At 64.5% G+C, this 15703-nt stretch carries 14 protein-coding genes; 5 read left to right on the plus strand and 9 right to left on the minus strand.

The annotated features are described in order from the left end of the window. Positions 1–461: 461 nt before the first annotated feature. From U5A67_RS29685 to U5A67_RS29695, 3 genes are all read left to right on the plus strand, one after another. Positions 462–1139, plus strand: a complete 678-nt coding sequence (locus tag U5A67_RS29685) for a CsgG/HfaB family protein (RefSeq protein WP_321817119.1) — start codon at positions 462–464, stop codon at positions 1137–1139. A gap of 65 nt (positions 1140–1204) precedes the next feature. Continuing rightward, positions 1205–1570, plus strand: a complete 366-nt coding sequence (locus U5A67_RS29690; RefSeq protein ID WP_321817120.1) for a DUF4810 domain-containing protein — start codon at positions 1205–1207, stop codon at positions 1568–1570. 14 nt (positions 1571–1584) lie between these two features. Then, positions 1585–2247, plus strand: coding sequence for a DUF799 domain-containing protein (locus tag U5A67_RS29695; RefSeq protein WP_321817121.1), 663 nt, complete (start codon positions 1585–1587; stop codon positions 2245–2247). A 138-nt stretch (positions 2248–2385) separates the two neighbouring features. Here U5A67_RS29695 and rpoD read toward each other — a convergent pair whose 3' ends face one another. The 3 genes from rpoD to U5A67_RS29710 all read right to left on the minus strand — a co-directional run bounded on the left by rpoD (position 2386) and on the right by U5A67_RS29710 (position 5966). Then, positions 2386–4365, minus strand: a complete 1980-nt coding sequence (rpoD, locus tag U5A67_RS29700) for an RNA polymerase sigma factor RpoD (RefSeq protein ID WP_321817122.1) — start codon at positions 4363–4365, stop codon at positions 2386–2388. Between the two features lie 528 nt (positions 4366–4893). Then, the gene (locus U5A67_RS29705) at positions 4894–5322 is read right to left on the minus strand and encodes a GFA family protein (protein ID WP_321817123.1); all 429 of its coding nucleotides are present in this window, start codon (positions 5320–5322) and stop codon (positions 4894–4896) included. 302 nt (positions 5323–5624) lie between these two features. After that, positions 5625–5966, minus strand: a complete 342-nt coding sequence (locus U5A67_RS29710) for an XRE family transcriptional regulator (RefSeq protein WP_321817124.1) — start codon at positions 5964–5966, stop codon at positions 5625–5627. A gap of 80 nt (positions 5967–6046) precedes the next feature. Here U5A67_RS29710 and U5A67_RS29715 point away from each other — a divergent pair, with 80 nt between their 5' ends. Continuing rightward, a complete protein-coding gene (locus U5A67_RS29715; RefSeq protein ID WP_415767962.1) occupies positions 6047–7159 on the plus strand; it encodes a hypothetical protein in 1113 nt (370 codons plus the stop codon). A 34-nt stretch (positions 7160–7193) separates the two neighbouring features. Then, the gene (locus U5A67_RS29720; RefSeq protein WP_321817125.1) at positions 7194–8060 is read left to right on the plus strand and encodes an SAM-dependent methyltransferase; all 867 of its coding nucleotides are present in this window, start codon (positions 7194–7196) and stop codon (positions 8058–8060) included. A 10-nt stretch (positions 8061–8070) separates the two neighbouring features. Here the strand turns inward: U5A67_RS29720 and bcsR are convergent, their stop codons facing one another. The 6 genes from bcsR to bcsE all read right to left on the minus strand — a co-directional run bounded on the left by bcsR (position 8071) and on the right by bcsE (position 15617). Next, positions 8071–8286 carry a BcsR/BcsP family cellulose biosynthesis protein gene (gene bcsR / locus U5A67_RS29725; protein WP_205986075.1) on the minus strand — a complete coding sequence of 72 codons (216 nt, stop codon included), beginning with the start codon at positions 8284–8286 and terminating at the stop codon, positions 8071–8073. After that, on the minus strand, positions 8287–9873 hold the full coding sequence (gene bcsG / locus U5A67_RS29730; RefSeq protein WP_321817126.1) for a cellulose biosynthesis protein BcsG: 1587 nt from the start codon (positions 9871–9873) through the stop codon (positions 8287–8289). Positions 9874–9954: 81 nt separating this feature from the next. Continuing rightward, a complete protein-coding gene (bcsA, locus tag U5A67_RS29735; protein WP_321817127.1) occupies positions 9955–12594 on the minus strand; it encodes a UDP-forming cellulose synthase catalytic subunit in 2640 nt (879 codons plus the stop codon). Next, positions 12591–13448: a cellulose biosynthesis protein BcsQ gene (gene bcsQ, locus U5A67_RS29740; RefSeq protein ID WP_205986078.1), complete on the minus strand. Its 858-nt coding sequence runs from the start codon at positions 13446–13448 to the stop codon at positions 12591–12593. Before bcsQ ends, bcsA begins: the two co-directional genes overlap by 4 nt. Then, positions 13445–13720, minus strand: coding sequence for a hypothetical protein (locus tag U5A67_RS29745; RefSeq protein WP_321817128.1), 276 nt, complete (start codon positions 13718–13720; stop codon positions 13445–13447). The genes bcsQ and U5A67_RS29745 overlap by 4 nt, the downstream gene beginning before the upstream one ends. Position 13721: 1 nt before the next feature. Then, positions 13722–15617: a cellulose biosynthesis protein BcsE gene (gene bcsE, locus U5A67_RS29750; RefSeq protein ID WP_321817129.1), complete on the minus strand. Its 1896-nt coding sequence runs from the start codon at positions 15615–15617 to the stop codon at positions 13722–13724. Positions 15618–15703: the final 86 nt, after the last annotated feature.

Consider the following 15703-nt stretch of genomic DNA (forward strand, 5'->3'; position numbering starts at 1 on the left):
AACCTATCGCTTGCATTTAAATCGCGTTTAAAAGCTTTTTAAAATTATTTAAAGAGGGTGCAAATAAAAATCTAATGCGCATTAAATCGTCGATTTCCTAAAGTTTCTCTAAAACCCGCCGATACACGCGTGTGTAGTGTTTAACTACTGACTTAAAAAGCACGCAACACCAAAAAGAGTGCGGGGGCTTCTGCGCATGCGCCAGCGTGCGGGAAGCGAGAAACATGCATTGCCGATGGAATGACCACACGCGCAGCGATATACTGCGCCTCTTTCGCTCGCCACGACGCGATGCGCAGCGTATTCGCGTCCTATGCCTCCAGCGCATCTTCCGCCACGCTGAATTGCGCAGCCGCTCCCTGTTCTCCAGCCACTTCACTTCGCGCGTGCCGCAATGCACGCGCGTGTCGTTGTCGTTTCCGTTTCCGTTTCCGTTTCCGTTCTAAAACCAGGGAGAATCCATGAAGCTGTCCAGAACTTGCGTTGCCGTGCTCGCCGTCGCGGCCGTTGCCGCACTGAGCGGTTGCGCTACCGAATCGTCGCGCGCATTGCCTGTCGCGCCGGTCGCAAGCGCACAGCGCCCGGCTGTCGGCAAGCCGGTGCAGATCGCCGTCGGCAAGTTCGATAATCGCTCGGCCTATATGCGCGGCATTTTCTCCGACGGCATCGACCGTCTCGGCGGCCAGGCGAAAACTATTCTGATCACGTCGCTGCAGCAAAGCGGCCGCTTCAGCGTTCTCGATCGCGACAATCTCGACGAGATTCGTCAGGAAGCCGGCTTCACGAAGAAAGCCCAGGCAATCAAGGGTGCCAACTACGTCATTACTGGCGACGTGATCGAATTCGGCCGCAAGGAAGTGGGCGATCACCAGTTGTTCGGCATTCTCGGCAGCGGCAGGAACCAGATTGCATACGCGAAAGTGAATATCAATGTCGTCGATACGACGACGTCGGAAGTGATTGCATCGGCACAAGGCGCGGGCGAATACAGTCTGTCGAATCGCGAAATCATCGGCTTTGGCGGCACCGCAAGCTACGACTCGACGCTCAACGGCAAGGTGCTCGAACTCGCGATTCAGGAAGCCGTCAACCACCTGGCCGATCAGGTCGATGCGGGCGCACTGCGCACCGCGCATTAAGCACGCGCGATTCGCGACTGGTGCTTCACGCTCGATCACAACAACTACGCAAACGGGGTTTTGCAATGAAATACATCGGCACGCTTCGGGGAATCTGCCTGCCCATCACGGCGGCGACATTGGTGCTTGCGGGCTGCGCGCCCGCCACGCCGTCGCTCTATCAATGGACCGGTTATCAGCCGGAAGTCTACGACTACCTGAAGGGCGAAAAGGCGCCGCAGGAACAGATCGACGTGCTCGAAAAGTCGCTGCAGCAGATCCGTGCCAAGGGCAACACGCCGCCGCCGGGTTTCCACGCGCAACTGGGGATGTTGTACGCCAATGTCGGTAACGACACGCAGGCCATGCAGGAATTCGACGCCGAGAAGCATCTCTTCCCGGAATCGACGACCTATATGGACTTCCTCATGAAGAAACCGAAACAACAATAAGCGAGCGTATTGCTATGTCCAGATTCTCTTCTCTCAAGCTCTGGCTGGCGCTGTCTGCGCTCGCGCTGCTGGCCGCCTGCGCGCATCCGGTCAAGAACGTGGATTACACGGCGTTCAAGAACGCCCGTCCGCGCTCGATTCTCGTGCTGCCGCCCGACAACTCGGCGACGGACGTCAACGCGTCAAACAGCATGCTGTCGCAAATGACGATGCCCCTCGCCGAAGCCGGCTACTACGTGATTCCGGTCGCGGTGATGGAAGAAACGTTCAAGCAGAACGGCCTCACCACGGCAGGCGATATCCAGCAGACCCCGGCTGCGAAGCTGCGTGAGATATTTGGTGCCGACGCAGTCGTGTATTCGACGATCACCCAGTACGGCACGCAGTATCGAGTGCTTGCGAGCGCAACGATCGTGACGGCGTCGGCGAAGCTCGTGGATCTCAAGAGCGGCGACGTACTCTGGCAAGGTTCGGCAACGGCCAACAGCGAAGAGGGCAACAACAACGGCGGCGGACTGATTGCGATGCTGGTCATGGCCGCAATCAAACAGGTCGCGAACTCGCTGACCGACAAGAGCCACGACATCGCGGGTATCACGAGCTATCGGCTGTTGCACGCGGGTGCGCCGACGGGCTTGCTCTACGGTCCGCATTCGCCGAAGTACGGCACGGACTAAGCGACGTTCGACGCAATCGCAATTCCCTTCGCGACAAACTTACCAAACGTACCAAACAAAAAGCCCGTCACTTTCGTGACGGGCTTTTTCATTCCAGCGCCGGATCCAGTCCGGCGTAGCGTAGCGATAAAACCGCTATTAACGCTCCAGGAACGGACGCAGCTTGTCGGCGCGGCTCGGGTGCATCAGCTTGCGCATTGCCTTGCTTTCGATCTGGCGGATACGCTCCCGCGTCACGTCGAACTGCTTGCCCACTTCCTCGAGCGTGTGGTCCGAGGTCGTGTCGATGCCGTAACGCATACGCAGCACCTTCGCTTCGCGCGGCGAGAGCGCCTTGAGCGCTTCGTCGATGGCGGCACGCATGTTCGCGTGGATCGCCGCATCGGCGGGCGAGCTCGACGATGCGTCTTCGATCATGTCGCCGAGCGTGGCATCGCCGTCGTCACCGACCGGGCTTTCGAGCGAAACCGGCTGCTTGGCGATCTTCAGGATGCCACGCACCTTCTCTTCGGTCATGCCCATGCGAGCCGCCAGATCGGCCGGATGAGCTTCCATACCGGTCTGCTGGAGGATTTCGCGCGAGATGCGGTTCAGCTTGTTGATCGTTTCGATCATGTGCACCGGCACGCGAATCGTACGCGCCTGGTCGGCGAGCGCACGCGTCACAGCCTGACGAACCCACCACGTTGCGTAGGTCGAGAACTTCCAGCCGCGGCGGTATTCGAACTTGTCCACCGCCTTCATCAGGCCGATGTTGCCTTCCTGAATCAGGTCGAGGAACTGCATGCCACGGTTCACATACTTCTTCGCGATCGAGATCACGAGACGCAGGTTGGCCTTGACCATCTCGCCCTTGGCTTGACGCATCTTCGATTCGGCAGCGGTCATGCGGCGGTTGATCGCCTTGATCTGCTGCAGCGAGAGCGAAGCAGCGGCTTCGATCTCAGCGAGCTTGCGCTGTTCGGCCTGGATGGCCGGCAGGCTACGCTCGATGGCGGGACCGTACTTGCTCGACGAAGCGGCAGCACGCACGCCCCATTCGAGGTCGGTTTCCTTGCCCGGGAACTGCTCGATGAACGCCTCGCGCGGCATGCCGCAACGGTCGACGACGATCGCCAGCACATTGCGTTCGATCGCGCGGATACCCGCGACCTGCTCGTGCAGCAGCGTGCACAGGCGGTCGATCGTGCGAGCCGTGAAGCGGATCTGTGCGAGTTCCTGCTGGATGTCCGCGCAGATCTGCATTTCGGCGGCCGTCGCGCGAGCGTCGGCGTCGGTCGTGCAGGTCATCTGTTCAAACAGCGCGCGCACGCGTGCGAAGATCGCCAGGCTGTCAGCCTTGAGCTGGGCCAGTTGCGCTTCGTTCGCCTTGGCGTTGTCTGCTTCTTCGTCGCTGTCGTCGCTATCGTCCGATTCTTCTTCGTCCGATGCCTGAGCTTCGACGACGTCATCGGCTTCGGCTTCTGCGGCGGGTGCAGGTTCCTGCTCGGCGTCACCGCTGCCGATGCCATCCACGAGTTCGTCGATGCGCATCTCTTCTGCGGCAACGCGGTCTGCGTCGGCGAGAATTGTCGCGACGATCGACGGGCAAGCCGCGATCGCCTGGATCATTTCCTGGAGACCGTCTTCGATGCGCTTGGCGACTTCGATTTCGCCTGCGCGCGTGAGCAGCTCGCTCGAACCCATTTCACGCATGTACATGCGGACCGGGTCGGTCGTGCGGCCGAATTCCGAGTCGACAGTCGACAGCGCGACTTCGACTTCTTCGTCGGCTTCGTCGTCGGCCTGCTGGTCGGCACGTGCTTCGTCGTTCAGGAGCAGCGTGTCGGCGTCCGGCGCCTGCTCGTAGACCTGCACGCCCATGTCGTTGAAGGTCGCGACGATGGTTTCCAGCGCGGCCGTCTGCGCGAAGTTATCGGGCAGGTGGTCGTTAATGTCGGCGTGGGTCAGGTAACCGCGTTCACGGCCGAGCTTGATCAGCGCGCGCATCTGGTGCTGGCGCTTTTCGAGCTGCGAGGAACCGTCCATTTGAGTCGTATCGCCGGTCTTGTCCTTGGATCCGCGGCGTGCGGTGCGGGTAGACGAGGCCAGCGCGTCTTCCCGGTCATGGCTAGTCAATACATTCTCCTCGAGAGGAATGCCCGGCGAGGGCAAAAAGGGTCACGCGCCAGCGGCGTGGCGTCCTGGCGATGACGAAATTGCAGGGGAATGGGCGGGGGCGCGTGCCGGCCCGCCGAGCGAGCGCCAAACGCACAGGGGCGTGGCGTCCTGGATTTTCGTGCAATGCAGAAAGATCGCGTATGGTAGTGCGTTACGCCATAGGAGGCAACCTGTATCGTCGCGCGGACGCACAGATCGCCCCTTGTAGGGTCGAAACGTTTTAGATACGACGTCTGAGTAGCGCTGTTGAGCGCTCCGCGTTCTCTCAAGCGCGTAATTAGACGCAATAACCGGCCAATGGTTCGCACGTTTTCCTTCGTTGGACAAACGGCCAGGCGGTGCCGCAGCAAAATTGCGTCGAAATGGCGCAGGGATGCACGTGGCACACTACGATCGCTCCCCATTACGGCGACTGCGGCGTGCCAACCCATCATTATGAACGTACTTGCGCGCTTGTGCGTTGACATCGGCAAGCCGGCTGGAATATTACGAAGGAAATTCGTCATATTGAGGCAATGCGTCAGTAATCTCGTACCACGGCGCTTTCGATGCGACGAAGAGATGCCCTTGAGGGCGAATCGTCGGCGCATCGAGAAGCGTACCCAGCGTCACGTGCACATACGCGCCTTCGTGTACGACCGAATACAGCAGCGAGCCGCAACGTCCGCAATGGACATCGTGTGCGGCATCGACATCTCCATAAACCGAAACCTCGTCCCGACCCTGTTCGAGACGCAAATGCGCGCGTTCGATACCTGCGAACGGTTTGAAAGCCGCGCCGGTTGCACGCCGGCACTGCGAACAATGGCAGTTGAAGGCGTAGCGGAATGCATCGGCGACGCGATAGCGCACGGCGCCGCAGAGGCACTGGCCTCGCAGCGATGCAGCGCGATCGTCAGCCGACGGTGAATTCATGGTGACAGGCAAGCAAACGAAACGTTACGGGCGGGTCGCGAAACGCGATGGCCTTCTCTATATATAGACACTCGCCGAAAAAACGAGGCCTTGTTTCGCATAGGTTCCCGCTTGCGCCGAAAGGTCACCAGTTATGGGAGCGTATTGCCCGCGTCGTGCCTATTTCTATGCAATGTCGGTGCGACAAGGCACACAGGCAAGTCTGGAAAGCGACTAAACCTGCCTTTTTCGCTCGTATGCGATGCCTGCTGGCGACCTTGATCCCAAATCGGGTTACCTAAGACGCCATGCACGGTTCTCGTTCACGTGCGACCGGCCCGCTCGCGCAATTCCTTGAGCCCCTTGATGACCACGAGCAGCGCGCGCCCGTGCTCTTCCGAACCGTCCCAGACATCGACGATGGCATTGCGCAGCAGGTCGTTATACGCCGACGCATGCCGCGAAGCGGCATCCATATTGTAGAAATTGCATAGCTTATTGAATGACGCGCTGCGTCGAACCCTACGCCCATTCGATAGACGCAACCGCGAAACCGTGGGCTGACTAACCCCCGAAAGCCGCGCGATCTGGCTGGACGAGCGCGTGTCTGCCGCTAGCCGGCGCAGCAGTTCCTGCACGGGAAAATGAGTGTCTGGGCCTTCCATGTCATGCATTATACCTATACAGTAGCGTTTATTGAATTGCCTGCCGAATCCGGTGGGCTCGGCGCATTTCGAGGAAGTCGATGGCACTGAAACACCTACCGCCCACGTTCTGCTGGTCCAGGATCGGTTCCGAAACGGGAGAAGATCTGCCGACGATCGTCCTGCGCAAGGAGTGGGAGCGCCGTCTGGGCGGTGGGCGTTTTCTGTGGGGCATCAGTCAGTCGCTCGGCAGCAGCGCGCAGCTTGCCGCGATGCGTACGGGCTCGCTGCTGGCGTTGTTCTCGCCGGCGGCCAGTCGCCCGCGTGTGGCCGACGTGCGGCGCGAAGACGCGCTGGTCTGGAACGCCTGGGTGGATGCGAGCGGGCAGGTGCGTCAGCTACCGCAACATGTGTTCGTGACGAGCCGCACGCGCTTGCCGTCGGGCAAGCTGCGCGATCATCACTACGCGCTTGTATGCGCGTCGCCAACCGAACTCACGCTGGGCAGCGGCCTGCGCGTGCAGCCCGAGCGTCTGCGTAGCGTCAGCACTGCGAAGGCGCCGTGCGCGTCGCAAGGCACCGTGGTCGTGGACCGCATCGGCACGACGGAGCGCGCAGGCGCGGAATTTGGCGCGAATGGTTATCCGGTCGCGTTTGGCGTCGAACTGGAAGCGCCGTATTTCGTGAAGCTCGTGCAGCCCACGCGCGTGAAGGCGCGCGACATGGCGAAGCTGCACGAAGCGGTACGCAACGCCGACCTCGGCGCCTATATCGGCCTCACGAAGCGCCTGCGCAGCGAGGCATCGGCACAACACACGCGCGGCGTAACGAGCGATCTGTTCGAGCTGGTGACGCAGGCGCGCGAAACCGCCGCGGTGCATCTGGCCGCACGCGAGGTCGAAAGCGGCACGCCAGCGCACATCTCCCGCACACGCTGCGGCGATTGGCCCGCGATGCCGGCAACTTGCGGCCAAAGCGGCCACAGCGGGGATACGCACGAACTCTTCGCACGCGACCTGTTCGACACGTTGCCCACAGACTGCAGCGCGTCCGCGCGACAAAGCGGCACCAGCACCGGCTTGCGGAGCGTCCGTACGCTAGCCGCATCACGCAAGGCCGACTGGACGCAATTGACGATGGAACTGTTCCACGGCGATCCTTACCCGTACCCGCTTCCCCACAAGCGCAGCCGAGGCCGCCCGACGCTGTCCTGAAGCGTCCCCGAAGCCGCCACAGACGGAGAGCGCGATGACGATGGAAGCCGCTCGCACCGCGATCGGGCCGATGGCGTTGGTCGCCGTCGAGCAGCGCCTGGCGCCGTCGCGTCGCATCGTTCAAGACGAACTCGCCGAATCCTTCCTGCCCACCGCTGCGCGCTGGTTTCTGTCGATGACGGGCGCACGCACGGCCACGCGCATGATCGCCATGGCCGAGCGTCACTATCCGGGGCTGTGGGGCGGCTTACTCTGCCGCAAGCGCTACATCGACGACAAGCTCAGCGAAGCGCTGCCGCAGATCGATGCATTCGTGAATCTGGGCGCGGGCTTCGACACGCGTGCGCTACGTCAGCTCGACGACAACCGTGTGCCAGCGTGGGAGTTGGATCAGCGCGCCCATATCGAAACGCGGCGCGCCCGTTTAAAGCAACGCTATGGCCGGGTGCCCGCGAATATGACGCTCGTGGCGATCGATTTCGAGCATCAGGCGCTCGACGCTGCGCTTGCCGCGCAGGGTTACCGGCGCGAGCTGCGCACGTTCTTCGTGTGGGAAGGCGTCACGCAATACCTGGACGAAGCCTCCGTGCGCGCCACCTTCGCGTTTCTTTCTCGCGCAAAGCTAGGCAGTCGCCTGGCTTTCACCTATATCTGCAGTGATTTTCTCGAAGGCGACGTACCGCCGGGAATGGCGCCGCTTTATCGCCGCTTCGTCGCATCGCGCCCGGTCTGGCGTTTCGGTCTCGATCCGCAGGCGCTGCGTGCGTTTCTCGCGCCGTACGGCTGGCGCGCCATCGAGCAGCCCGAACCCGCCGCACTCGCGCAACGCTATATCGAACCGACCGGCCGCACCCTGAGCTGCATGCCGATCGAGCGCACCGTCTACGCGGAGCGCGTCTAGACGCGCCCAGTTATGCCGATGAGTCGTCCGTTTCGGGCTTGAGTTCGAGCACGGCGGCCACGAGCGGCCAGCGTCCGGCCGCGTCCTGCCAGGCTTCGAGCGCCTGCACATCGTAGTAGCGATCGGCATCGACGCCATCGACCAGACGCGCGAGCGCATCGATATCGCCGGGCAGCAACGGACTGCGACGCGAGCGACGCGAACTGCCCCAGAGTTTCAGCGCCATTTACTTGCCCTCCACCCAGACGCCGTCCGGCGTGTGAATCACGTAACCCGATGGCGTGGCCATTGTCACCGTGCCTTCGTTTTCGCCCACCATGCGCGTCTGCGGCAGGTTCTGCGCGTAAGTCGCGAGCGGTTGCGCGCCCACTGCAAACGGGCTTTTCGCCACCAGATTCGCGAGCAGTTGCGCGAGCGCCAGATAGCTCGTCGGCTGGTCGATCGTCACCGGGCCGCCCGCGTGGTCGGTGCCGGCCGGCAGGCCGACCACCTTCACGCCCACCGGCACGTGGACGATATTCGGCGTGGGGATTTCGCGCATGCCGGCGATCTGGTTCTCTTCGCCGCGCAGCGCCGCGCCGTGCTCCGGCACGAACACGATCACGGCCTTGCGACCCGACTGGGCGACGAGGTTGATCACTTTATCGACGTCGCCCAGCAGCGTCTGCAGGCGGATCGGATACGACTGCAGGCTCGTGAGATTGTTGTTCGGCAGGCGGTTGCCGTCGTGCATCGACACCGTGTTGTAGTAGAGCGCCACCGGACCGCCGCCCGCCGCGATGCGCTGCTTGTACCAACGCGCGATCACGTCGTAGTCGTCGTACAGATTCGAGTTGTCGAATTCCTTCATGAACACGGGCAGGCCGTCGTTCGACGGAATCGTCACACCCGGCACGCCGATTTCGTTGATCACCGTACCGCGGAAATTGTCGAAGCGGCCGTTGTGGTTGAGCAGCGCGTTCGGCGTGAAACCGGCCTGCGCCAGTTGCGTGAACAGATGGCACTCGGGCGGCGCGGGATCGTAGAGCGCCTTGTGCGCCTCCTGCCCGCACGACGCGCGCAGCACGCGGATCGCCGCCGGGCCGCTATAGCTCGCGCCCGAGCTGAAGTTCTGGAACACGTAATCGAAGCGCGAGAACAGCGGGTTATTGCGCATCTTCACGACATCCATATCGTCCCAGGACAGCGAGCAGATATGTACGACGATGATGTCGAACTGCGCGCTCGTATCGCTCGTGAGCGGCGTGAAGGTGACGTGGCGGCCTTCTTCGTTGGAACGGAAAGCGGCGAGTTGCTGGTCGTAACCGCCGGCCTGTTCGTTCTTTGGCTCGTTGGCGTTGCGGTTGGCGTTATCGCCGTTGTCGCTATTGTCGGCGAGCGCGCTGGTGGCGTTCGCGACCAGCGTGCCCGCGCCCTGATAAAGCGGAATGCCCACGAGCGCGATCAGCACCAGCGTCGTCACGCGAATCCAGCGATTGACGAGGAAGTAGAGCAGCACCGCCAGCACGGCCGCGATGATCGCCTTGAGCGACACGAGACGACCGAGCAGTTCCAGCATGTACGACGGCGTGAAGGTCAGCAGCACCGGAATCTGCGAGATCGCCCGGCTGATCGGCGGCCAGCCCGACTCGTGATAGAAGAGCACGAAGCCCGCGACGACCGCGAGCACGTTGCGCGTGATGCGCAGCCAGCGCCAGTGCAGCGGCACCAGCAGCGCGACGGCGAACAGGATGTTCAGCAGCCAGACGATCTGCAGCTTCCCGAGCGAGAAGAGATACAGCTTGGCGGCGAAGTAGAGATTCCAGAGGCCCATAGTGAGTCGCGTTCCAGCGTGATTGCGGCGTGAATTCGGTGGTGCTGCTGCGTTTCGAATAGCGATAAATACGGCTGCGCGTTACGGCTGACGCGCCGGTTTGCCCCCTTCGTCGCGCCGCCGCGTGAAGATGTTCTCCAGCGCGTCGAAGAAGGCGTCGGCCAGACGCAGATACCCTTGCCAGCTCAGCAGGATCAGTTCGACGAGACCGTTGAGCGGCGCGTCGTCGCGCGGCACGTCTTCCCATTCGAGCCAGGCGTCGGCGCGACCGAACGTGCATTCGACCAGACGCCGTTCGCGCTCGATCGACATGTCCTCGAAGCGAATCCCCAGGCGCCGGTCCGCGAGCCGCGCGACCACCGCGGGGAAGTCGTGCTCGACCGAGCCGCGCGAAAGACACACGCTCACGCGCTCGCCGGAATCGAGTTTTTCGTCGCCCGCTTCGACGGGCAGCACGAGCCCCAGACCGCCCATCGAATAGTTTTCGGTCTTGCAGGCGAGCGTGCGGCCGTCGGGCAGCGTGAGCATGGCGGGCACGCGCAGCGGAATGCGGTGAGCCACGCGCACCTGGCGCGCTTCCTTGGCCACGCCCACGGCCAGTCCCAGCACGGTGAGATTCACGAGCGCCCAGAACAGGTTCATGAACACCGTGGCGGGTTCGTCGGTCTGCCAGATCGTCAGACGGCCGATGCCGCACAGAATCGCGACCACGTTGATGCCGAGCAGCACGAGATACGGCGTGGAGATGGTCCAGTCGAGGTAATCCTCCTCAATATGACCGCCCTTGGACGTCACGTTGAACTTGCCGAGCTTCGGATTGACGACGGCGATTGTGGTCGGCAGCACGATGTACCACGCCAGCACGCTCTCGTACGCTTCGGCCCAGAACGAATGCCGGTAGCGCCCCTGGATGCGCGAATTGGCGATCGCAGCGGTCACGAGATAAGGCAGCACGTAGGCGAGAATCACCGTCGCGGGCGTGTTGATGACGTGCAGTCCGAAGTACAGGAACGCGCACGGCATCACGAGGAAGATCAGACGCGGCAGCCCGTAGAAGAAGTGCAGCATGGCGTTGCTGTAGCACATGCGCTGGAAGAACGAGAGCCCTTTGCCGAACCACGGATTGTCGAGCCGGAAGATCTGCGCCATGCCGCGCGCCCAGCGGATGCGCTGGCCGATGTGCCCTGCGAGACTTTCGGTGGCGAGGCCCGCGGCCTGCACCGTGCGCAGATACGCCGAGGTGTAGCCGTTGCGATGCAGACGCAGCGACGTGTGCGCGTCTTCGGTCACCGTTTCGGTGGCGATACCGCCGATCGACTCCAGCGGCGCGCGCTTGATGACCGCGCAGGAGCCGCAGAAGAAGGTGGCGTCCCAGAAGTCGTTACCGTCCTGGATCAGACCGTAGAACAGGCTGCCTTCGTTCGGCACGCGATGGAAGGTGTCGAAGTTGCGCTCGAACGGATCGGGCGAAAAGAAGTGGTGCGGCGTCTGCACCATCGCGCATTTTGGATCGGCGAGGAAAGTGCCCACCGTCGTCTGCAGGAAGGAGCGCGTGGGAATGTGGTCGCAGTCGAAGATCGCGATCAGCTCGCCGCTCGTGAGCTTGAGCGCGTGATTGATGTTGCCCGCCTTCGCGTGGGTGTGTTCCTCGCGGCGGATATAGCCGATGCCCACATGCGCGGCGAAGTCGCGGAATTCGTCGCGGTCGCCGTCGTCGAGCAGGTAGATGCGCAGCTTGTCGCGCGGCCAGTCGATCGTGCTGGCGGCGAACACGGTCGGGCGCACCACCGCGAGCGGCTCGTTATAAGTGGGAATGTAGATGTCGACGGTGGGCCAGTCGTTGGGATCGTCGGGCAGCGGCGAAGGCTTGCGGCGCAGCGGCCAGGCCGTCTGCACGTAGCCGAGCATCAGCACGACCCACGTGTACAGCTCGGCGGCGAACAGCACATAGCCGACGATGGCTTCGGCCGGGCTCGTGAGGTGCAGCGTTTGCGTGGAGCGCCACCAGACGTAGCGGCCCGTCATGATGATCGACAGCATCACCATCAGCATGGTGGACAGGCGGCCCGGCACGCGGCGCGCGAGCATCACCACCAGCCAGACGAGGAAGAACAGCAGCACCTGGTCGCCGAGCGGCAGTGGCGTGGTGCAGATGGTGATCGCCGTGATGAAGGCGAGCACGAGCAGGCACTGGCGCAGGAAGGGCACGCTGTCGAGCGCTTCGGAGAGCTTTTCGAGGCGGTGCTGGATGCCGTCCCAGTCGATTGCAGGCAGGCGCGCCGCGATCGCTGTGCCAACGCGCCGGCCATATCGATAAAGCGGTTCGAGCTTGCGGTCGAGCCACACGCGCGCCGCGATCTTGTGCGCTTGCGGCTGCTTGTGGACCATGCGCAGATCGGCGGCGAAACGGCGGCGGCCACGGCGCGGGCGCAGAAAGAGGCGCAGGAGCCACGCGCCCGTGCTGCGGTCCTGACCGAGGTTCAGCCGCGCGACGATATCGCGGCCGATTGCGGAGAAGGCGAGCGCGGGCCAGTCGCGTTTGCCGGGGCGCGGCGGCCGGAAAAAGAGGCGCAGCAGCCACGCGCCGAAGCCCGCATCGGTGGCCACGTTCAGTTCGGGCGCGCTCACGCGGCGCAGACCCACCCAGAGCGCGCGCCAGTAGCGAGCCAGCGGGTCGCTCACGTAGTCGGCCCAGAACGTCTGCACCCTCGCGCGTATCATCCCCGGCCTCCTGCGAAGCGGTCCGGCGGCGGCGGACTCGCACCTTCGGGCAGATCGCTGGCGAGTTCGGAGAGCGCACCCGAAGCCCAGTGCGACAGCCACGAGGCGATACCGTTCAGATCGTGCGCGGCCTGCGAGCCCGGCGCGCTGCGGCAGAAGTTCGAGCCGCCCGCGAAGGCGTTGGGCACGCCTGTATCGGCATGGACTACGTACGGCAGCATGGCCGCGCCCAGACGCGCGCGCAGCAGCGCGATCAGGTCGGTGTGAAGCTGGCGGGCCGGGACCACGGCATTCGCGACGAAGGCGGTGCGCTTGCCCGCGCGCACCAGCGCCTCGGTGAAGCGCGGCAGCGTCGCGCAGGCGGCGGCGTCGGGCGTGAGCACGCCGAGCACGAGGTCGGCGGCTTCGATCGCCTGACGCGCGTGCGCCGAAGGCCAGGGCGCGGCGTCGATCAGCGTGAGCGTGCTGGACGGCAGATCGACGCGCATGAGCAGGTCGCGCAGCCAGCGGCGATTGGCGTCAAGGCGCGTCGTGCCGTCGCCGTCGTCGCTGCTGTGGGTGGTCGACTCGCCGTCGGCCGTGACGCTGCCCCACGGCAGCACCAGCACGCCGTCGTCGCTTTGCAGCGCGGCGCGCGCCCAGTCGTCGCCGGCGGCGTTCGGGTTGTAGAGATGCGTGACCAGCCCTTCGCGCGCGTTTTCGCGCAGACCGAAGTGCAGCGCCAGCACGTTGCGCGGATCGCATTCGACAGCGAGCGCCGTGTGCGAGCGCGCGGCCAGCAGGCCCGCCAGCGAAGCGGCGAGCGTCGTGCGGCCCGCGCCGCCCACGGCGGAGACGATCGCGATGGTTTTCATGAGCGGGGCTCCGCGAGAGTGGCCGCAGAGGCGGGGTTGGCGGGCGCTGGTGCCGTGGCGGCGACCGTCGATGGGCGGCGCACCACGAGATCCTTGCGACGCTTGCCGCGGATCACGAGCGCGTCCAGTTGCGGCGGCAATTCGAGCGGGCGTTGCCGCATCGGCCGCGCCCAGTCGGGCAGAAAGCGTCCGAGGCGCAACCGCCACGCCAGCCACCAGAGCGGCGCGGCGAGAATCAGCCCCCAGATGAAATAGCCGAAGAACATATCCATATCAGCGGGTTCCCTGAGCTTTGAGCGGCAGCGCGGCACGGCGCGGTTCGGCGCGCGTGGACGCAGCCGATGGCGCCGCCGGCGCGGCATCGGCGAGCACGGGCAACGCGGGCAGCGACGGCAAGGGCCGCGCCACCTCGGCAGGCGCGACTTCGCGCGGTGCGATATAGGTGGGAATCACGGGCGCCTGCTGTGGCTCCTGAGCTTGTTTCGTGGCCTGCGCTTTCTGCGGTTTGGGTGTTTCCTGCGCGGCGGGCGTCTGCTCCTGCACCGGCGCATCCTGCGGCGCATTCAGCGCGAGCCAGCCGGAGTAATCGGGCGGCGTTTGCGCGTCGATTTCGTCGGTGAGCGTTTGCAGCAGCGCGCCGATCGAGCTCGAATCGCCGCAACGCTGCTCGCCCTGGAACAGCTCGGCGAGCGGGCGCAGGAATACGCGCTGGCAGACCGCATCGGCGTCGCCCAGGCGGCACGCGAAGAAGAACACGTAGAGGCTGTCGCCCGCCGCCGTCATGATGTCGCCCGCGCGGCGCTGATGGCAGGCCTGCAACGCATCGACGTGCGCGACTTCGGGCATCAGCGCAAGGCGGATCAGCACGTTCGGCAACTGGATCACGCGGCTGCGTTCGACGGCGGCGCGCACGAGTTCGACGAAGTGCGTCGCGCTGACGTAGCCGCTTTCGTCGCCGTGCATCACGGCGGCCAGCGCCTGGCGGTAATCGGCGGGCATCGGGCGCGAGAATACCTGGCCCTGCAGACTCTCGACGATCGCTTCGACCTGCGAAAGCGTGGTGTTGCGCGGCACGACGCGGTTCGCGCCCAGATTGAGCATCAGCGATTCGTAGCGCATCGCCACGCCGTCTTCGCGCACGATGATCTTGAGCGCGGTGCCGCATTGCAGGCGCAGCGTGTGGACGTGTTCGGCGAGCGCTTCGAGGTCGCGGCTCGCGCCGAAATCGAGCACCACGGTCGCGGCGACGGCATTGCGCGCGGCGGTGAGCGCCGCCTCGTTATCGTCGACGACCTGCCACGACGGCGGCAGCACGCGCTCGTTGAGCACGGCGTCGCGCGACACGATCACACGGCCTTCGTCGGGCGCGAGTAGACCGGCTTCGCCCGCCGAATTCGAGAAGACCCCGCCCGATACCGTCAGCCGATGATCGACTGCCGAAAAGCGCAACGGCAACGACTGGCTGCCGAGCACCGCATCGCCCGTGCGCCAGAACGCGACTTCCCAGTGGAACTGGCCCTGCGTCTGCAGCAACTGCGCCACGCCCGCGAAGCGCGCCTGGAACGCGGCGAGCGCGGGCTGTGCGTTGTCTTCGCCCGCGCCCGGCGGTTCGGCGACCAGCAGCACGCCGTAGCGGTGCTGCGCGCACCAGTTGGCGAGCTGCGCGCCCTGGCGCGCGAGCGCGGCGGCGTCGTGCCAGGCGAAGAAGGCTTCCGCGCCTTCGATGTAGAACTGGCTGGCGGGCGCGGCGCACTGGTTGGCGAGCGCTTCCAGCGCCTCGATCAGCACCTGCGCGCCGTCGCGGCCTTCGAGCGGCGTGAGCGAGCAGATATTGGCCCAGTGATGGGTGGCGTCGCGCCGGTCGATGTCGATGCCGTGCTCGCGCAGCTTGGCGGCAATGCTGGCGGTATCGCGCGTGGACAGCACGGTGGCCGGGCCTTCGAGCGCGGCGGCGGCGGTTTCCCAGAACAGCGCGTCGCGCGCGGGCGAGGCGTTGGCGTAGACGATATGCACGAGGCCCATGCCGAGCGTGGCCAGCGCGGGCGGCAGACCGTCGACGGCGAGAGGCTCGCGTTGTGACAGACGCGCGAGCAGCGACTTGCGCGGCTCGGCGGCGTGGGGCGCGGCCTGCGCCTTGCCGGCGGTGGATTCGCGGGCGGGCTGGTTCATCGTGTCGCTCCCGGCGCGGCCAGCCGCGGCGCAGGCGGGCGGCCCAGCGTCGTGGCGAGAGTCGGCAGCGCGTTGTCCATCGAAGT

The organism is Paraburkholderia sp. J69-1 (genome assembly GCF_905220255.1).
Lineage (GTDB): Bacteria > Pseudomonadota > Gammaproteobacteria > Burkholderiales > Burkholderiaceae > Paraburkholderia.